The sequence below is a fragment of the Actinacidiphila acidipaludis genome (assembly GCF_019890725.1).
Taxonomy (GTDB): Bacteria; Actinomycetota; Actinomycetes; order Streptomycetales; family Streptomycetaceae; genus Actinacidiphila; species Actinacidiphila acidipaludis.
The window spans coordinates 1-19,306 of record NZ_JAINZZ010000037.1; the positions used below are offsets into that span (position 1 = coordinate 1).

General features: G+C 70.7%; 13 protein-coding genes and 1 tRNA gene. 4 read left to right on the plus strand and 10 right to left on the minus strand.

What is annotated here, in order from left to right; all coding sequences use genetic code 11:
* A partial coding sequence (locus K7862_RS24600; RefSeq protein WP_222966180.1) for a chitinase occupies positions 1 to 983 on the plus strand: 983 nt, incomplete at its 5' end.
* 180 nt (positions 984 to 1,163) lie between these two features.
* On the opposite strand, the gene K7862_RS24605 is transcribed toward K7862_RS24600, so the two are convergent.
* The 4 genes from K7862_RS24605 to K7862_RS24620 form a co-directional block, all read right to left on the minus strand.
* Positions 1,164 to 2,645, minus strand: coding sequence for a GH1 family beta-glucosidase (locus K7862_RS24605; RefSeq protein ID WP_222966182.1), 1,482 nt, complete (start codon positions 2,643 to 2,645; stop codon positions 1,164 to 1,166).
* 199 nt (positions 2,646 to 2,844) lie between these two features.
* The gene (locus K7862_RS24610; protein WP_222966184.1) at positions 2,845 to 3,762 is read right to left on the minus strand and encodes a carbohydrate ABC transporter permease; all 918 of its coding nucleotides are present in this window, start codon (positions 3,760 to 3,762) and stop codon (positions 2,845 to 2,847) included.
* A 3-nt stretch (positions 3,763 to 3,765) separates the two neighbouring features.
* Complete coding sequence (locus K7862_RS24615; RefSeq protein WP_222966186.1) at positions 3,766 to 4,773, minus strand: carbohydrate ABC transporter permease; 1,008 nt, start codon at positions 4,771 to 4,773, stop codon at positions 3,766 to 3,768.
* Positions 4,774 to 4,880: 107 nt separating this feature from the next.
* On the minus strand, positions 4,881 to 6,239 hold the full coding sequence (locus K7862_RS24620; RefSeq protein WP_222966188.1) for an ABC transporter substrate-binding protein: 1,359 nt from the start codon (positions 6,237 to 6,239) through the stop codon (positions 4,881 to 4,883).
* A 323-nt stretch (positions 6,240 to 6,562) separates the two neighbouring features.
* Between K7862_RS24620 and K7862_RS24625 the strand changes: the two genes are divergently transcribed.
* The gene (locus K7862_RS24625) at positions 6,563 to 7,585 is read left to right on the plus strand and encodes a LacI family DNA-binding transcriptional regulator (RefSeq protein WP_222966190.1); all 1,023 of its coding nucleotides are present in this window, start codon (positions 6,563 to 6,565) and stop codon (positions 7,583 to 7,585) included.
* 143 nt (positions 7,586 to 7,728) lie between these two features.
* Positions 7,729 to 8,673, plus strand: a complete 945-nt coding sequence (locus K7862_RS24630) for an acyltransferase domain-containing protein (protein WP_308012160.1) — start codon at positions 7,729 to 7,731, stop codon at positions 8,671 to 8,673.
* Positions 8,674 to 8,971: 298 nt separating this feature from the next.
* Here K7862_RS24630 and K7862_RS24635 read toward each other — a convergent pair whose 3' ends face one another.
* From K7862_RS24635 to K7862_RS24645, 3 genes are all read right to left on the minus strand, one after another.
* Positions 8,972 to 9,253 (minus strand): DUF2087 domain-containing protein, encoded by a 282-nt coding sequence (locus K7862_RS24635; protein ID WP_222966192.1) that lies wholly within the window; start codon positions 9,251 to 9,253, stop codon positions 8,972 to 8,974.
* Between the two features lie 140 nt (positions 9,254 to 9,393).
* The gene (locus tag K7862_RS24640; protein ID WP_222966194.1) at positions 9,394 to 11,196 is read right to left on the minus strand and encodes a discoidin domain-containing protein; all 1,803 of its coding nucleotides are present in this window, start codon (positions 11,194 to 11,196) and stop codon (positions 9,394 to 9,396) included.
* Between the two features lie 318 nt (positions 11,197 to 11,514).
* Complete coding sequence (locus K7862_RS24645; protein ID WP_222966196.1) at positions 11,515 to 13,041, minus strand: cellulose binding domain-containing protein; 1,527 nt, start codon at positions 13,039 to 13,041, stop codon at positions 11,515 to 11,517.
* 329 nt (positions 13,042 to 13,370) lie between these two features.
* On the opposite strand from K7862_RS24645, the gene K7862_RS24650 reads away from it, so the two are divergent.
* Entirely contained in the window at positions 13,371 to 16,298 is a 2,928-nt protein-coding gene (locus K7862_RS24650) for a glycoside hydrolase family 48 protein (protein ID WP_222966198.1), read from the plus strand.
* Between the two features lie 371 nt (positions 16,299 to 16,669).
* Here the strand turns inward: K7862_RS24650 and K7862_RS24655 are convergent.
* The 3 genes from K7862_RS24655 to K7862_RS24665 form a co-directional block, all read right to left on the minus strand.
* A tRNA-His gene (locus K7862_RS24655) sits at positions 16,670 to 16,745 on the minus strand.
* A 191-nt stretch (positions 16,746 to 16,936) separates the two neighbouring features.
* The gene (gene orn, locus K7862_RS24660) at positions 16,937 to 17,563 is read right to left on the minus strand and encodes an oligoribonuclease (RefSeq protein ID WP_222966200.1); all 627 of its coding nucleotides are present in this window, start codon (positions 17,561 to 17,563) and stop codon (positions 16,937 to 16,939) included.
* 5 nt (positions 17,564 to 17,568) lie between these two features.
* Positions 17,569 to 18,858 carry a GlxA family transcriptional regulator gene (locus tag K7862_RS24665; RefSeq protein ID WP_222966202.1) on the minus strand — a complete coding sequence of 430 codons (1,290 nt, stop codon included), beginning with the start codon at positions 18,856 to 18,858 and terminating at the stop codon, positions 17,569 to 17,571.
* Positions 18,859 to 19,306: the final 448 nt, after the last annotated feature.

A 19,306-nucleotide genomic window follows, 5' to 3' on the forward strand; every position in this document is an offset into this window, starting at 1 on the left:
CCGCGACGCCCACCCCCACCCGCACGCCCACCGCCACGCCCACCCCCACGGCGACGCCCACCACCCCCACCGGCGGCGGCTCGTCCTCCGGCGGCGGCTTCGCCCCCTACGTCGACACCTCGCTGTACCCGGCGTACGACCTCACCGGCGCGATGAAGGCCAACGGGGTGAAGCAGTTCAACCTCGCCTTCGTGGTGTCCGGCGGCGGCTGCACCCCGAAGTGGGGCGGCGTCACCGACCTCGGCAGCGACGCGGTCGCCGCGCAGATCGGCGCGGTCCGGGCGGCCGGCGGCGACGTCCGGGTCTCCTTCGGCGGTGCCAACGGCACCGAACTGGCCGCGGCCTGCTCCAGCGCCGCCGACCTGGCGGCCGCCTACGGCAAGGCCGTCGACCAGTACAAGCTGACCAAGGTGGACTTCGACGTCGAGGGCGGGGCGCTGCCCGACACCGCGGCCAACACCCGCCGCGCACAGGCCATCGCCCAGCTCCAGCGCGCCCACAGCGGCCTGGAGGTGTCCTTCACCCTGCCCGCGATGCCCACCGGCCTCACCCAGGACGGCATCAACCTGCTGTCCGACGCCAAGAGCAACGGCGTGGACGTGCACGCCGTCAACATCATGGCGATGGACTACGGCTCGTCCTTCGACGGCGACATGGGCCAGTACGCGATCGACGGCGCCACCGCCACGCAGGCCCAGGTCAAGAGCGTGCTCGGGCTGTCGGACACCGCCGCCTGGCAGAAGATCGCCGTCACCCCGATGATCGGCGTCAACGACGTCAGCAGCGAGACGTTCACCGTGGCGGACGCCGCCAAGCTGGTGGACTTCGCCAGGTCGAAGGGACTGGCCTGGCTGTCGATGTGGTCGGCGACCCGCGACAAGCAGTGCGCGGGCGGCGCCCAGAGCTGGGCCGACGCGAGCTGCAGCTCGGTGGTGCAGAGCCCCGGCGCCTTCTCCCAGGCGTTCGCCGCGTACGGCCGCTGACGCGCGGCCCGGCCGGCGGGCACCGCGTTCCTCTCCCACCCCCACGGGAGAGGAGCGCGGGAGAAGCGGCAGAAGCGGGATACGCGGGATGAGCGGGAGAGGCCCGAAAGGGGCCCGGAAGAGGAAAGGAGCGGTACGGCAGCACCCTCGAACTGCCGCACCGCTCCTTTCACCGTGCCTTCAGGACTTCCCGTCCTCCTCCGGGACGTCCGGAAGGACGTTGTCGCGCGCCACCGCCGCGTACCAGTGGGCGCTCTGCTTGGGGATCCGGCGCTGCGTGCCGAAGTCGACGTAGACCGCGCCGAACCGCTTGCTGTAGCCGTACGCCCACTCGAAGTTGTCCATCAGCGACCACAGGAAGTACCCGCGGACGTCGGCGCCGTCGGCCAGCGCCCGGTGCACCGCCGACAGGTGGCCGCGCAGATAGGCGATCCGGTCCGGGTCGTTGACGGTGCCCTCGGGCGAGATGTAGTCGTCGTACGCCGCGCCGTTCTCGGTGACCATCATCGGCAGCCCGGGGTGCTCGCGGCTGATCCGCATGAGCAGGTCGTACAGCCCACTGGAGTCGACCGCCCAGCGCATCGCGGTCGTCTCGCCCGGCGGCAGGTGGAACGCCACGTGCTCGGAGCCCGGCCAGGGGGAGTGGTCGCTGGCGCCGTGCCCGTCGTTGCGCGGGGCGGCCGGCCCCTCGCGGTCCGCCCTGCCGTCCGAGACCAGCGTCGGCGTGTAGTAGTTGATGCCCAGCAGGTCGATCGGCCGCGAGATCTCGGCCAGGTCGCCGTCCCGCACCAGCCGGTTCCAGTCCACGAGGTGGGCGGTGTCGGCCAGCAGGTCCTCGGGGTAGGCGCCGCCCAGGATCGGGCCGAGCCACACCCGGTTGCCGACCGCGTCGATCCGGCGGGCCGCGTCCAGGTCGGCCGGCGAGGTGCTGAGCGGGCGGATCTGGTGCAGGTTCAGCGTGATCGAGGTCTGCGCCGAGGCCGGGAGCGCCGCGCGCAGCGCCGCGACGCCGCGCCCGTGGGCGAGGTTGAGGTGGTGCGCGGCCTTCAGCGCGGCCTCGGGGTCCGTGCGGCCGGGGGCGTGCACCCCGGAGCCGTAGCCCAGATAGGCCGAGCACCAGGGCTCGTTGAGCGTGGTCCAGAACGGCACCCGGTCGCCGATGGCGCCGGCCATGATGGAGGCGTACTCCGCGAACCGCTCGGGGGTGTCGCGCACCGTCCACCCGCCGACGTCCTCCAGGTCCTGCGGCAGGTCCCAGTGGTAGAGGGTGGCGACCGGCGTGATGCCCTTCTCCAGCAGCTCGTCGACGAGCTGGCGGTAGAAGTCCAGGCCGCGCTGCACGGCCGGGCCGCGGCCGGTGGGCTGCACCCGCGACCAGGACACCGAGAAGCGGTAGGCGCCCAGGTTGAGGTCCGCCATCAGGGCGACGTCGTCGCGGAAGCGGTGGTAGTGGTCGGCCGCGATGTCACCCGTGTCCCCGTTGTGGACGCGGCCGGGCGTGTGGCTGAAGGTGTCCCAGATCGAAGGGGTGCGGCCGTCCTCGGCCGCGGCGCCCTCGATCTGGTAGGCGGCGGTGGCCGCCCCCCAGACGAAGCCGGGGGGGAAGCGATACGAGGCCGGGCTCTGCGAGAGCTCGGCACTCTCGGAACGGACAGCTGTCATGCGGGGACTCCACGGGAATCAGGGGGTCGTCGGGGTGAGAGGGGGGGGGAGGTGCCGGCGCGGCGGGCAGGCGGAGCCCGGCGGCCGGCCGCCGGGGGGAGGCGGGGCAGCGGCCGCGTGGAGCAGGGGCGGCAGCGGGGGTGCGGGGCGGCCGCAGGCGCGGGGGAGGGGCGTGCGTGCGGCCGCGGACACGGGGGTGTCAGCTCTTCACGGCGCCCGCCGTGATGCCGCTGACGATCTGCCGGCCCAGCACCGCGAAGACCAGCAGCAGCGGCAGCGTGGCGACCAGCGCCGCGCACACCACGACGGCGTGGTCGATCTGGTGGTTGCCGGATCCGACGCCGGCCAGGGCGACCTGCACCGTCGGGTTCTGCTGGCTGAGGGCGATGAACGGCCAGAAGAAGTCGTTCCAGGACTGGACGAAGACCAGCATGCCGAGCACGGCCATGGCCGGCCGCGCCACCGGGAACACCACGTGCCAGATGATCCGCAGGCTGTGCGCGCCGTCCACCCGGGCGGCCTCGATCAGTTCGATCGGCAGCGCCTCGGAGAGGAACTGCCGCATGAAGAACACGCCGAACGCGGCGACCAGCGACGGCAGGATGACCGACTGCAGATGGCCCACCCAGCCGACGTTGGTGATGATCTGGTAGAGCGGGATCACCGTGAGCTGCGGCGGGATCGTCATGGTGGCGACCACGATCGTCAGCAGCGCGTTGCGGCCGCGGAACCGCAGCTTGGCGAAGGCGAAACCGGCGAGCGTGGAGAAGAGCACCGTGCTCAGCGCCACACACCCGGCCACGATGGTCGAGTTGATCAGGGCCTTGGTCATGTCGACCTGGTCCCAGACGATCTTCAGATTGTCGATCAGGTGGCTGCCGGGCAGCAGCGGCGTGGGCGGCGTGACCAGCTCGGTGTCCGTGCGCGAGGCGGCCACCACCGTCCAGTACAGCGGGAACAGCGAGACGAGGGTCGCGACGATCAGGAACAGGTAGGCCAGCGGGCCGCCCTTGTTCTGCTGGCCCGCGCCGCCCGCCCGCAGCCGGCGCGTCCGGCGCTGGGGCGTGCTGGAGTGCCGGGGACCGGGGTACGCGACGGGCTCGGTGAGTTGTGCCATGGGTCAGCCTCCGAGCTTCCGTCGGTTGGACCGGATGACGAGCAGCTGGACGGCCCCGATGAGCAGCAGGATCAGGAGCATGACCCAGGCCACGGCGGACGCCTGGCCGAGTTCGCCCACCTGCCAGCCCTTGTCGTACATGTACAGGCTCAGCGTCTGGTACTGGTGGTCGGTGCCGCCGGTGACGCCGACGCCGCCGCCGTAGATCAGCGGCTCACCGAAGAGCTGGGTCGCGCCGATGGTGGACACGATGATGGTGAAGAAGATCGTCGGCCGGATCGAGGGGATGGTGACGCTGATGAACTGCCGCCAGCGCGAGGCGCCGTCCAGCGCCGCAGCCTCGTACAGGTCCGCGGAGACCGCCTGCATCGCGGCCAGGTAGATCAGCGCGTTGTAGCCGGTCCAGCGCCAGGTGACGATCGTGGAGATGGCGATCTGCGCCGGCCACTTCGACGACGCCCACTGCACGTGGTCGACGCCCACGTGCCCGAGCAGCTGGTTGATCATGCCGTAGTCGGGGTTGAAGAGCTGGACGAAGACCAGCGAGGCGGCGGCGATCGACGTCGCGTACGGCGCCAGGATCGCCACGCGGAAGAACCCCCGCGCCCGCAGGCGGTAGTTGAGCAGGTGCGCCAGGCCCAGGGCCATCAGGAGCTGTGGCACCGTGGAGATCACACCGAGGGTGAAGGTGTTGCGCAGCGCCTTCCAGAAGAACTCGTTGTCCCACAGCGACGTGTAGTTGTCGAAACCGACCCACTTGGCGTGACCGCCGAGCTGGACCTCGTTGAGCGAGAGCCAGCCGGTGTAGATCAGCGGGAAGAGGCCGAAGGCGGCGAAGCAGAGGAAGAAGGGAGCGATGTACGCGTACGGCGACGCCTTGGTGTCCAGCCGGTAGAGCCGGGAGCGCCATCCGGAGGAGGAGGCGGGTGCGCCGCGCCTGCCGGGCGGGCGGGGGGCGGTTCCGGAGGGCGGCGGGCCGCCGTCCGACGTCGCCCTGACGGAGGTGGCCACGAGTGGCGTCCTTCCCGTAGGGATTCAGCGGGTTTCACACGGGGATGAACAGCGGAACGCGGGCCGCCCGGCAGGTGGGAGTCACTGCCGGGCGGCCCCGAGCGAGGTCAGCTGGCGTCGCCGACCTTGTCCTTGACCTGGGCCTGGACGTTCGACCAGGCCTTGTCCTTCGAGGTTCCGCGCTGCTCCATGTCCAGCAGGCCGTTCTTGGTGATGATGTCCTTCACCGTGCCGTCGTCCGGGCCGATCGGCGCGGGCTGGATGCTGTTGGCGGTGGTGGAGAAGATCTTGCCGATCGGGGCGGGAGTGCTGCCGAAGTAGTCGTTCGTCGCGCTCTGCACCGCGGGGTCGGACAGACCGGCCTTGTTCGACGGGATGTTGCCGAACTTCTGGAAGACCTTGACCTCCTGGGCGGCGGCGGTCAGCCACTGCGCCAGGGCGGTCGCCTCGGCCACGTGCTTGCCGGACTTCGGCACCGCCAGGAACGAACCGCCCCAGTTGCCGGCCTGCGGCGGCTGGGCGATGTTCCACTTGCCCTTGTTGGCCGGGCCCGCGTTACTGGAGATCTGGCCCAGCATCCAGCTCGGGCAGGCCACGGTGGCGAACTTGTTCGTCTTGAACGCCGCCGACCAGGTGTTGTTGGAGTCGAACTGCTGCAGCTTGGCGGTCAGCCCGTCCTGGATCGCCTGGGAGGCCAGGTCCCACGCCGTCTTCACACCGGCGCTGGTGGTGTAGACCAGCTTGCCGCTGGAGTCGGAGTACTGCTGGGGCTGGCTCGACAGCACCGCGTTGAACAGGCCGCCGGCCGAGTCGGTGAAGGCCACGCCCGCCGGCGCGTGCTGCTTGAACTGGTTGCCGACCGAGACGAACTTCGACCAGTCGCCCTGCCACAGCGCCGCGACCTTGTCCGGCTCGGACGGCAGACCGGCCTGCTTGAACAGGTCGGAGCGGTAGCACACGGCCGTCGGGCCGATGTCGGTGCCGACACCGATCACCTTGCCGTCGGAGGTCGTGGCCTCCTTCTCCTTGTAGCTGACCCAGTCGTCGACGTTGAAGCCCTTGACGGTCTTGAAGTCCTCGAACTTCGACGCGAGGTTGGGCTGGATCGCCTCGGCGATGTAGCCGATCTCGATCGCCTGGATGTCGTCCAGGCCGCTGTTCTGGGACAGGTGCAGCTTGAGGGAGTCCCAGTACTGCTGGCCGTCGGAGACGTTGTCCTCGACGATCTTGATGTTCGGGTGCAGGGCCTCGTACTCCGAGAAGAGCTTGGCGCCCGTCTTGTCGTCGTAGCCGAAGGACCCGAAGTCACCGATGTGCAGCGTGATCTGCTCGTTCGAGGAGGAGGTGGACCCTCCCTTGCTGCCAGAGTCGCTGCTGCTGCTGCAGCCGGTGATCAGGGTCGCGCAGGTCGCGAGACCCGCGACCGCGATGACGGCGGCCTTGCGGGTTCTGCCGGAAGTGCGCATTCCACTCTCCTTGTCAGGGTGGGTCAGCGTGCGGGTGGTGCGTCCCCGGGAAGGTGCTCGGATTGGGGCCGTTGCGAGGGGCGCTTGTGGGAGCGCTCCCACGTAGGCTTTCCGGAACATTCACGCCTCGGAGGGGTCAGTGTCAAGATGTGAAGTCCATTTCGTTGCCGGAACGTGTCCGGGGCGAAGCGGGCGTCACTTCTTGAACGGAGCGGCCTGCCTGGGGCTTGTATCGTGGGAGCGCTCTCACGCGCTGTCGGACGCGGGACGGGGCGGGCGCTAAGGTGGCGCGCAGCGGGAAGCAGCGGGAGGCGGAAGTGGCCATGAACGGGCGGCACAGCGGACGGCCCACCCTGGAAGAGGTGGCCGTACGCGCCGGGGTCGGGCGCGGCACGGTCTCGCGCGTCATCAACGGCTCGCCCAGGGTGAGTGACCGCGCGAAAGCCGCGGTCGAGGCCGCGATCGCGGAGCTCGGCTACGTGCCCAACCGCGCCGCCCGCGCGCTCGCCGGCAACCGCACCGACGCGATCGCGCTCGTCATCCCCGAGCCCGAGACCCGGCTCTTCGCCGAGCCCTACTTCTCCGACATCATCCGCGGTATCGGCGCCGAACTCGCCGACACCGACATGCAGTTGCTGCTCACCCTGATCCGCACCCCCAAGGAGCGGTCCCGCTTCGCCCAGTACCTCACCGCCCACCGCGTCGACGGCGTCCTCCTGGTCTCCGTCCACGAGGACGACCCGCTGCCCGACCTCCTGGAGCAGCTGGAGATGCCCGCGGTGCTCAACGGCCGCCGCAGCGACCTGGAGTCCGTCTCCTACGTCGACGCGGACAATGTCGGCGGCGCCCGCGCCGCGGTCGCCCACCTGCTGGCCCGCGGCCGCCGTGAGGTCGCCACCATCACCGGCCCCACCGACATGTACGTCGCCCGCTGCCGCCTCGACGGCTACCGCCAGGCCGTGGAGGCCGCCGGTCTCGGAGCCGACGACGACCTCGTGGCCCGCGGCGACTTCACCGAGGAGGGCGGCCGCCGCGCCATGCGCGAACTCCTCGCCCGCCGCCCCGGCATCGACGGCGTCTTCGCCGCCTCCGACGTCATGGCGGCCGGCGCCCGCGCGGTGCTCCGCGAGGAGGGCCGCCGCGTGCCGGACGACGTCGCCCTCGTCGGCTTCGAGGACTCGGCGATCGCCCGCCACATGGACCCGGCGCTCACCAGTGTCCGCCAGCCCACCGAGGAGATGGGCCGCACGATGGCCCGCGTCCTGCTCGAGGAGATCGCCGAGCGGGCGTCGGTCCGGCGGCATGTGGTGCTGGCGACGGAGCTGGTCCAGCGCGATTCGGTCTGACGACCGGATGGGGGCTTTAGGGTTCGGGACTTTGGGGCTCGGGGCTCGGGGCTCGGGGCTCAGAGCTCAGGGTTCGGGGCGGCGGGTGCGCGGGGGCCGGGCCGGGGGATGGGGACTCCGGTGGGGGAACTAGGGTGGCGCGGGTGAGGGATGAAGGGGCGGGGGTGCCGCGGGGGAGGGTGCTGGCGGAGACGCTGGTGGACCTGGGGGTGCCGTATGCGGAGATCAACGGCGTTCTGGCGGCGGCGGAACGGCTCGCCCGGGACGAGGAGGCCGCAGCTCTGCTGAGCGGGGCTGTGCGGGACTTCGTCCGGGACATGGGCGTGGTGGGCGGCGGCCCCGAAGGCGGCCCGCAACTCGGCCCCGATCTCGACGCCCTCCCGTCCCCCGACCGGTGGTTCACCCTGCTCGTCCTCGCCGCGACCCGGCCGCACACCGTCGCGTACCACCGGAGCATCGGCGTGCCGGAGGAGATCAGCCGCCGAACCCTCGCCGACGTCGGCCGCCACCTGGCGGTCCACCAGCGCCGTCACGGCACCCCGGGCCTTGCCAACACCCGGTGGCTGGCACGCCACTTCCGCGGCGTCCTCTACCAGCTCGGCCGGCTGCAGTTCGAACGGGTCCTCCTCGGCGGCAGGAGCGGGCGGCTGCTCGCCGACGCCGGCGTCGCCGAAGGGCCCGGGACTCTGGTCCTCAACGTCCACGTCCCCGACTTCACGGGTCCGCTCGACCCGGGGGAATGCGACGCCTCCTTCGACCGGGCCCGGGCGTTCTTCCCCCGCCATTTCCCCGGCGAGACCCATGCGGTGGCCATCTGCCATTCCTGGCTCCTGGACCCGCAACTCGCGGTCCACCTGCCACCGGATTCCCGCATCCTGGCTTTCCAGCGCCGTTTCACCCTCGTTTATCCGACGCCTTCCCACCCGGCCGCCGAACCTGATGACGCGTCCGTCCTCGGCTTCGTCTTCGGCGACCCGGAAGCCGATCCGGCCGGCCTGACCCCGCGCACCTCCATCCAGCGCGTCGTCCTCGCCCACCTCTCCGCCGGCCACCACTGGACCGGCGGCACCGCCTGGCGCCCCCTCTGACTCCAGCCGATCCCCCGCCCTGCCCCGCCCTGTCCCCTCTCCCCTCTCCCCTCTCCCCTCTCCCCTCTCCCCTCCCCTTGTCCCCGCCTTCCCGCCATCGCTCCGCACGACGGAGGGGGCCGGGGGCGCAGGGGGAGGGGTCCGAAATGCTGCCGTATATTTGTGGCCGACAAGAGGGTACGAAAACGGAAAACCCGCACGGCCGTAAATATACGATTTCGGACCCCTCCCCCGGAGCCCCCGGCCCCCGGCCCAAAAGAACCCGGGCACGATGGTCCCCGCATGCCGACATAAAACCTCAGCGCAACCGCTGGTACACCGCCCCATCCCGCGTACGCCCCAAAAACCCTTCCTCGACGAGATAGCGCCGCAGCGCCGACGTGTCGTCGTGGACGGAGGCCAGCGCCTCGTTCACCTCCTGCTCGGTGTACACGCGGCCGCCGGTGAAGAGGCTCGCCGCGAGGTAGGCCAGGAGCTGGGCGCGGCGGGCCGGGCGGCGGGGGACGGAGGTCAGGCGGCCGTGGGAGAACAGGTCGGTCACGCCGTGGGCCTGGCGTGCGGCTTCGTCGTCGGTACTCATTCGGGCCACCCTGCCCGCGACCGCGGACGGCGGCAACGCAATAAGGGAACGGCCGCCGGGCGACGGGACCGCGGTGGTCCCGGCCCGGCGGCCGGTGGGGGGAGGGAAAATGGCTCACGTTCCCCTGAGGCGGCGCGGGCTCACCAGCCCACGGCGACCTCCATCCACTGGGGGTTCTGCAGGGAGGTGTACGCCGCCTGTCCGGCCACGTCGTCGTACGGGAAGCCGTACGCCAGCTTGTTGATCGCGTGGTCGTGCCAGAACTTGGCGTACCAGTTGGCCGGGTCGCCCGAGTAGAACTTCGTCGGGTCCTGCTGCTGGTCGGCGGGGAGCGTCGCGGTGTGGCGGTTGAGCGCCGCGCACATCGACGGGTTGCCGGCCAGGCTGCCCGCGCAGCCGAAGATGTTGGACGTGGGCTCGTTCACCCCGACCGAACTGGCGTACGCGGTGTAGTAGTTGGCATTGGCGCCGCCGGCCCGGAAGCTGGGGTCGCTGCCGGGGGCGATGATGCGGTACGGCGCCTGGGTCTGGGCCAGCACCTTGAACTGCTGCGGGACGGCGTTCTGGAACTGCTGGAACACCTGGTCGCGGCTGGTGTTGAAGAGGTCCTGGCTGTCACCGAGCTGGACGTCCTGGCCGGAGTGCGAGTGCAGGCGGATGGCCAGCGGCAGGCCCCACGCGTCGACGCGGGTCGTGTTGCCGTTGAAGACGTTCGGGCCGATGGTGAACTCGATGAAGTCGTAGTACTGGCTCGCCGGGGAGCCGAGGTAGAAGTACATGCGGCCCGAGGAGTTGGCGGGCATGTCGAAGTACGGCTGGTCGGCGATGGAGTGCGTCTGGCCGTTGAAGCTCCAGTACACCTGGCTGTCCGGGTACTGGCCGTTCGTCCGGTTCAGGACCGCGATCTCCATCACGTTGCTCGCGGCCGGGATCTTGCTGGTGTCACCCCAGAAGGAGTCCGGCGGGGTGGTGGGGGGCGTGGTCGGCGGGGTGGTGGACCCGGCCGGGACGTGTACCTGGAACTCCCAGAGGGAGTAGCCGTAGGTGGTGGCGCGGGCCGTGCCGTAGACGCGGACGTAGCGGCCGGTGCCGGAGACCGTCAGGTTCTGGACGCCGCCGGTGCCGGTCGTCGTCGAGTAGACGTCCGTCCAGCTCGAGCCGTCCGCGGACGTCTGAATCCTGAACGCGGTGGCGTACGCGGCCTCCCAGTTGAGGGTCACGCCGCAGACGGCCTGCGAGGCGCCGAGGTCGACCTGGAGCCACTGCGGGTCGCTGAAGGCGCTGGACCAGCGGGTGCCGGTGTTGCCGTCGACGGCCGCGGAGGCGGGGGTGCCGGCGTTCTCGCTGGAGGACGCGGTGGCGGGCCGGTTCAGCGCGGCGTTGTCCGTGCCGCAGGCGCCCTGCGTCGGGCCGGTGCCGCCGTAGACCTGGAACTCCCAGAGGGAGTAGCCGTACGTGGTGGCGCGGGCCGTGCCGTACATCCGCACGTAGCGGCCGGAACCGTTTACGGCGAGGTTCTGCACGCCACCGGCACCCGTGGTGGTCGAGTAGACGTCCGTCCAGTTCGTGCCGTCGGCGGACGTCTGGATCTTGAACGACTTGGCGTACGCGGCTTCCCAGTTGAGGGTCACCTGGCTGATCGCCTGCGTCGAGCCGAGGTCGACCTGGAGCCACTGGGGGTCGCTGAAGGCGCTGGACCAGCGGGTGCCGGTGTCGCCGTCGACGGCGGCCGAGGCGGGGGTGCCGGCGTTCTCGGTGGAGGACGCGGTGGCCGGCTTGCCCTGGGAGAGCAGGGTCCCGGCCGCTCCGGCCGGGTTCTGGGCGGTGACGGTGAGCGCGATGCCCGCCAGCAGGGCGCAGAGCAGACCGAGGATCAGATACGGCCGGGATCTGTCGTGCCTGCCGTGCCGTCGGCGCACCACCGGGGATGTGCTGCCTGACATGTGAACTCCTCAACCGGGTGGGGGTCCGTGATGGAGACCGGGAGCGCACATGAGAGCGCTCTCTGGCGAGGTGATGTTTACAAGCGCCACAGAGTCCCGTCAATAAGTTGTTCCAGACTGGCCTGTTGGCGCCTCGGTCGTTTCGAGTCCCGAACGGGCACCGCCGCCCCTGCGTCCCAGCTCACGCGGGCAACACGAAGGGACGGCCCCGTGCACGCCATCCATGCACGGGACCGCCCCGGTCCTGGGGGCCCGGATCGCGCCGGGCCGTCGTCAGGTCGGTTCAACTGAGTTCGACTGAGTTCGACTCAGTTCAACTCAGTTCAACGATGCCAGATGGTTCTTGAACCCGATGCCGAAGTTGGTCGGCGTGCCGTTCCAGTCCGAGACCAGGGACGGGCCCGAGCTGCAGTCCCAGTTGTTCCAGGTCCAGCCCAGATAGCCGAGCTGGTGGGCGTCGAGCCAGTTCATGAACGTGTCGATGAAGCCGTGCGCGCAGTCGTTCTCGCCGATCTCGGTGGCCACCAGCGGCACCTTCGCCGCGACCGGGGCCAGTTGGGAGTCCCAGCAGGACGACGACGAGCACGTGTTGAAGTTGTAGACGTGCACGACCGCACCGAGGTTGCCCGTCGGGTCGGTCGGCTCGTGGGCCAGCCACCCCGTCAGGTCGTTGGAGTACGCCAGCCCGCCCAGCAGGATGACATTCTGGGCGCCCGTGCCGCGGACCGCGTTGACCAGGCTCTGCATTCCGGCCACCTGGTAGCCGATGCCCGGGCACGTGCCGCCGTCCCGCCAGCACGTCCACGCCTGCTCGGTGGTCGAGGTGGCGCGGTCGGGGTAGGGCTCGTTGAACATCTCGAAGACGACCGAGGTGTTGTTCTTGAAGGTGTCGGCCACGCTGGTCCAGAACGGGATCGCGTACTGGGCGTCCGGCATCGGCTTCTGGCAGGTCGCGTTGACGTCGGAGCAGCCCGCCGAGTTGCCGGTGTACGTGCCGTGCGTCCAGTGGAGTTCGACGATCGGCGTGATGCCGTGCGCCACCAGGCGGTTGACCCAGTCGGTGACCGCGGCGATGTAGCTGGCGCCGCCGTCGGCCGCCGGCACGTACGACAGCCCCTCCCAGCAGTCCTCGTTGAGCGGGACGCGGACCGCGGTGACGCCCTTCCAGCTCTGGATGGCGTTGATCGAGGCGTCGTCGACCGGCCCGTTGAAGATGCCGTTGCCCTGGGCGCAGGCGAACTCGGTGCCCGAGCGGTTCACCCCGTGCAGCAGGACCTGCTTGCCCGTGGAGTCCACCAGCTTGTTGCCGGACACGTGCAGTTTCGGCGGAGCGGTGTCGCCGCCGCCGGGCGGCGCGGTCGGGGGCGTGGTCGGAGGTGTGGTCGGCGGGGTCGTGGGGGGCGTGGTCGGCGGCGTGGTGCCGTCCACGTTGCAGGTCGTGCCGTTGAGCTTGAACGTCGTGGGCACCGGGTTGCTGCCGGACCAGCTTCCGAGGAAGCCGGCGCTGACGGTGCCCCCGGTGCCGATGGTCCCGTTGTAGGACATGGACGCCACCGTCACGGCCGTGCCGGACTGCGTCCAGGTGCCGTTCCAGCCCTGGGTCACCTTCTGGCCACCGGCGAAGTCGAAGGTGAGCGTCCAACTGGACGTGGGCGCGGCGTTGTTGGTGATGACAACGTTGCCCTGAAATCCCGCGTCCCATTGGTTGGTCACGGAATACGCGACCGCGCAGGCGGGGGCGGCGCCGGAGGCGGTGGCGCCGAAGGTGGGCAGCAGTGCGGCAGCGGCCGCCGCGGTGGTCGCCGCGGCCGTGCCGAACACCGCGGTGCGCGTGCGTCGTCGCATGTGCGACTCCTGGTGAGTGGGGGGTGAGTGGGGGGGTGGGGGGATACAACTCGTGGACGCGCTCCCACTGGTCCGCGCCAGACCATAGCGGCCCCTGCCCGCGCTCGGTAGAGGGCCTGTGTCATCGCTTCGGGTCCCGAAGGCATCACATCCGTGGGAATGCCCGGTGAATGACGGGAGAGCACCCCTGCAGACAAGTCATGAACATGCTCTTGGGGCGCAGCTCTTGACAGTCCTTCATCCCGCCTTGATTGTGGGAGCGCTCCCACTGGTTCAGTAGCGCAAGTTCTGGCATCCCCCCACCGAGAACCGCGAGGAGGACCTCTCGCATGCCCAGAGGAAGACCGTTCAGGAAGCGGCTGCGACAGCTGGCGACCGCGTTCGCGGCGGCGCTCGCCGTCCCGCTGGCCATGACGGCCGCCGGCGGCGGGCCGGTCGCGCACGCCGACACGCTGCAGTGCAGCGTCGACTACTCGACGAACGACTGGGGCTCCGGCTTCACCGCGACCGCCAAGATCACCAACCTCGGCAGCGCGGCGATCAACGGCTGGACGCTCACGTACTCCTACACCGGCAACCAGACGTTGCAGAACGGCTGGAACGGCACCTGGTCGCAGTCCGGGAAGAACGTCACGGTCGTCGCGCCCGACTGGGCCAAGACCATCCCGGCCGGCGGCAACGCCTCCACCAGCGCCAACTTCGGCTACAGCGGCACCAACGCGGCGCCGACCGGGTTCGCGGTCAACGGCACCGTCTGCGGCGGCGCCCACCAGCCGCCGCTGCCCGTGCTGACCAGCCCGTCGGCCGGCGCCACCTACACCGCGGGCGCCACCATCCCGCTGGCCGCTACCGCGGTCGCTGCGGACAGCGCCACGATCACCAAGGTGGAGTTCTACAGCGACACCACGCTGCTGGGGACCGACACCACCGCGCCCTACAGCCTCAACTGGTCGGCGGTGCCCGCCGGTGACTACTCGGTCTACGCCAAGGCGTACGACAGCCTCGGCGCGTCCGGCGAGTCCACCCCGGTGGGCGTGCACGTCGCCGCCGGGCCGTCCGTCGTCGCCTCACCGGCGCAGGTCTCGGTGCAGCAGGGCAAGACCGGGACGTTCGGGGTGAAGCTGTCCGCGGCGCCGTCGTCCAACGTGACGGTCGCGGTCGCCCGCAGCTCCGGGAACACCGGCCTGAGCGTGCAGTCCGGCGCGAGCCTGACCTTCACGCCGAGCAACTGGAGCACCGCGCAGAACGTCACGGTGGCGGCCGACGCCTCCGGCACCGGCACGGCGACCTTCTCGGCCACCGCGACCGGCTACGCCAAGGCCGACGTCACGGTCACCGAGATCGGCGCGACCAGCGACTACAACGCGCGCTTCCTGTCGCTCTACGGGAAGATCACCGACCCGGCGAACGGCTACTTCTCGCCGCAGGGCATTCCGTACCACTCGGTGGAGACACTGATCGTCGAGGCGCCGGACTACGGCCACGAGACGACCTCCGAGGCGTACTCGTACATGATCTGGCTGCAGGCCATGTACGGCGAGGTCACCCAGGACTGGAGCAAGTTCAACGGGGCCTGGGGGACCATGGAGAAGTACATGATCCCCACCCACGCCGACCAGCCGACGAACTCCTTCTACAACGCCAGTTCACCGGCCACCTACGCCCCCGAGCACCCGTTGCCCTCGGACTACCCGTCCAAGCTCGACAGCTCGGTCAAGGTGGGCGTGGACCCGATCGCCGCGGAGCTGAAGTCGGCCTACGGCACGGACGACATCTACGGCATGCACTGGCTGGAGGACGTCGACAACGTCTACGGCTACGGCGACACCCCGGGCGGCGGCTGCGAGCTCGGCCCGACGGCCGCCGGACCGTCGTACATCAACACCTTCCAGCGCGGCGCGCAGGAGTCGGTGTGGGAGACGGTGCCGCAGCCGACCTGTGACGCCTTCAAGTACGGCGGCAAGAACGGCTACCTGGACCTGTTCACCGGGGACTCCAGCTACGCCCAGCAGTGGAAGTACACCGACGCCCCCGACGCCGACGCGCGCGCGATCCAGGCCGCCTACTGGGCCGACACCTGGGCCAAGGCGCAAGGCAAGAGCGCGGACGTGGCGGCCACCGTCGCCAAGGCCGGCAAGATGGGCGACTACCTGCGGTACTCGTTCTTCGACAAGTACTTCAAGAAGATCGGCAACTGCACCAGCCCGAGCACCTGCGCGGCGGGCACCGGCAAGGACAGCGAGCACTACCTGCTGTCCTGGTACTACGCCTGGGGCGGCTCGTCCGGCTCCGGCGGCGGCTGGGCCTGGCGCATCGGCGACGGCGCGTCGCACTTCGGCTACCAGAACCCGCTGGCGGCCTACGCGCTGACCAACGACGCGGCGATGGCCCCCAAGTCGGCCACCGGCAAGGCGGACTGGACCACCAGCCTGTCGCGGCAGCTGGAGTTCTACCGCTGGCTGCAGTCGAGCGAGGGCGCGATCGCCGGCGGCGCCACCAACAGCTGGAACGGCGCGTACGAACAGCCCCCGGCCGGCACGTCCACCTTCTACGGGATGGCGTACGACTGGGAGCCCGTCTACCACGACCCGCCGTCGAACCAGTGGTTCGGCATGCAGGCCTGGTCGATGGAGCGCGTCGCGGAGTACTACCAGCAGACCGGCAACGCCACCGCGAAGGCCATCCTCGACAAGTGGGTGACCTGGGCGATGTCGCAGACCACCATCAACGCGGACGGCACCTTCAAGATCCCGTCCGACCTGCAGTGGTCCGGCCAGCCCGATACCTGGAACCCGTCGAGCCCCGGCGCCAACACGGGTCTTCACGTGACGGTGTCCGCGTACGGCAACGACCTCGGGGTGACCGCGGCCTACGCCAAGACGCTGGCCTACTACGCCGCCAAGTCCGGCAGCACCGCCGCCAAGACCATGGCCAAGCAGCTGCTCGACGGCATGTGGAACAACTACCAGGACCCGCTGGGCATCGCCACGCCGGAGACCCGGACCGACTACAGCCGGTTCAACGACCCGGTCTACATCCCGTCCGGCTGGACGGGGACCATGCCCAACGGCGACAAGATCGACAGCAACTCGACCTTCCTCGAGCTGCGGTCCTTCTACAAGAACGACCCCAACTGGTCGAAGGTGCAGGCGTACCTCAGCGGAGGCGCGGCCCCGTCCTTCACCTACCACCGCTTCTGGGCCCAGGCGGACATCGCCATGGCCATGGGAGCGTACGCGCTGCTGTTCAACGCGTGACGTCCCGGCCGGGCGGTTCCCGCCGCCCGGCCGGCACGCGTGAGAACGGCGGCCCCGGCCCCCGGGAACGGGCGGCGGCGGGGAGATGACCCGGGTCGGCCCTGCCTGCCCCCGGCCCGCCGCCCACCCTTTCCCGGGCCCGCAGGCCCGCCCCCGCGGAGAGTGCGGAGGGCGGGCCTGCGGCGTGCCCGGGGCTGCCGGAGGCTGAGCATGACCGTTGTCCGCTGTCAGGCCGAAGCGCCGTGCCCACGACCGCTGCCGGGCCGGTGGCCCCGGAAGCCGTGGCGGGCACGGCCGCTGTCGCCTTGCCGCAGGCGCCCCCGGGGAACGACGAAGCCCCGGCTGCTCGCGCAGGCCGGGGCTTGATCGTATGGGGTGAGTGACGGGACTCGAACCCGCGACATCCTGGACCACAACCAGGTGCTCTACCAGCTGAGCTACACCCACCATCAGCGGCGCTTTCCCTGCCGGGGTGGCGCCGCCTGAAAAAGTGTACAGGGTGGCGAGGGGTGGTCGCGCACAGCTTTTCGCGTGGTGCCGGGCGGTGTCGTGCCCCGGCACCGGCGGGCGTCCGCGGACGCCCGCCTATCCCTCGGGGGAGGGGCCGGCCGCGCCCGGGAGCGCGGCCGCGGCCGTCCTCAGTGGGCGGCGCCGCCGGCCGGCTTCTCCGCGGGCACCACGTGCCGCGCGGCGATCGACCGCGCGGTGTCGGTGTCCGGGCCGGGCGCGGGCACGAAGACCGCCTCCCGGTAGTAGCGCAGCTCGGCGATGGACTCGCGGATGTCCGCCAGCGCCCGGTGGTTGCCGTTCTTCTCGGGGCTGTTGAAGTACGCCCGCGGGTACCAGCGGCGCGCCAGCTCCTTGATCGAGGACACGTCGACGATCCGGTAGTGCAGGTGCTGCTCCAGCGTCGGCATGTCCCGCGCCAGGAACCCGCGGTCGGTGGACACCGAGTTCCCGCACAGCGGGGCCTTGCGCGGCTCCGTGACGTGCTCGCGCACGTAGTCCAGGACGATCTTCTCCGCCTCGGACATGGTGACGCCGCCGGCCAGCTCGTCCAGCAGTCCGGAGGAGGTGTGCATCTGCCGGACGATCTCCGGCATCGACTCCAGCGCCTCGGCGGGCGGGCGGATCACGATGTCCACCCCCTCGCCGAGGATGTTCAGCTCCGAGTCGGTGACGAGCGCGGCCACCTCGATGAGCGCGTCATGCGCCAGAGAGAGGCCGGTCATCTCACAGTCGATCCACACCATCCGGTCGTTCATGCGTCTCACCCTACGGGTCGATCACGCGGGCCGGGCAGTGCGGCGCCGAGCCCCCGCGCGGTCCGCAGCCTGGTACGTCCCGGGCCGTCCGTCATGTCGCCCCGCCCGGGCTGGTCCGGCACCCGCGCGTACGCCTCGCCGTCGCCCTTGCCGGGGACGGCCAGGATCTGCGCCACGGGGCCGCGGCGCAGCGCCGGGATCTCCGGGGACGGCAGCGGCCGGTCCGGCTCGTCCTGCGGCCGCCTGGCCCGGTACGCGGCCCGGTACGAGGCGGGGGAGGACCCGAGCTGCCGCCGGAAGTGCCCGCGCAGCGCCACCGGGGAGCGGAACCCGCACCGGCCGGCGACCTCGTCCACCGAGTAGTCGGACGTCTCCAGCAGCCGCTGCGCCTGCAGCACCCGCTGGGTGATCAGCCACTGCAGGGGCGCGCTGCCGGTGAGCGACCGGAAACGGCGGTCGAACGTGCGGCGGCTCATGTAGGCGCGCGCGGCCAGCGCCTCCACGTCGAACTGCTCGTGGAGGTGCTCCAGCGCCCAGGCGACGACCTCGGCCAGCGGGTCGGCCCCGATCTCCTCCGGTAAAGACCTGTCGAGGTGCCGCTGCCCGGTCTGCCAGTCGGCGCGCCGCGGCGGCACCACCAGCCGCCGGGCGAGCGCGGCCGCCGCGTCCGTGCCGTGGTCGGTGCGCACCACGTGCAGGCACAGGTCGATGCCGGCGGCGGTGCCCGCGGAGGTCAGCACGTCGCCGTCGTCCACGAACAGCTCGCGCGGGTCGACGTGCACCGACGGGTAGCGCTTGGCGAGCGTCGGCGCGTACATCCAGTGGGTGGTCGCCGGACGGCCGTCCAGCAGTCCGGCGGCGGCGAGCACGAACGCGCCCGTGCACAGGCCGATGATGCGGGCGCCCTCCTCGTGCGCCCGGCGGATCGCGTCCAGCGCCTCCGGCGGCGGCGCCTGCGAGATCGAGCGCCACGTCGGCACGACGACCGTGCCGGCCCGCGACAGCGCCTCGAGGCCGTACGGAGCGGTCAACTCCAGGCCTCCGGTGGTGCGCAGCGGGCCCTCCTCACCGGCGCACACCAGGAGCCGGTAGCGGGGCACGCCGGCGTCCTGGCGGTCGATGCCGAACACCGACAGCGGTATGGAGCTCTCGAATATCGGGCCACCGCTGAAGAGCAGCACCGCGACGACCTCGGGCCGGCGCCGCGCGGAGAGTTTACGGATGGCGCGAGGCGATGCGGATGGTGCTTGCGACGAAGTGTCCGTCGCCGTACCGGAACCGGACTCCTGGCTCATGGAGCTCTAGCCCCCCTCGTATCGACGCGTCGTGCCCTCGGTCCTGCACGTGCTCCCCCGTCTTCTGGGCGCAGCCGCCTCATGATCAAATCTACTGTGCCAGGTGGGACGTTAGTGACAACTTCCACATCTGACGCTAAGTCGACAAGACAACGTGGCGTAAAGCATTCGATCACGAAGCGTTTCACTCACGGAGCCCGCTGGGAAGTACGCCTCGCGTCGCACCGGCCCCGGCGGACGCCTGACGCGCCGTCCGGAGCCGATGTGCATCGTAGAACCGCAGGTCGCGGAGGTGTTAGCCGGTGCGGGCTCCAACAGCAGTGCGAGAAAGGGAAGTTGGCCGAAAATCATCGCACGGGTGGTCGGCCGGCGCGAAGTGCGCCACCGGATGCGCCGGAGCCTGCAACGGTGGTGTGCGGTCCGGGAGTCCGCCGGCGGTCCGCTCTCC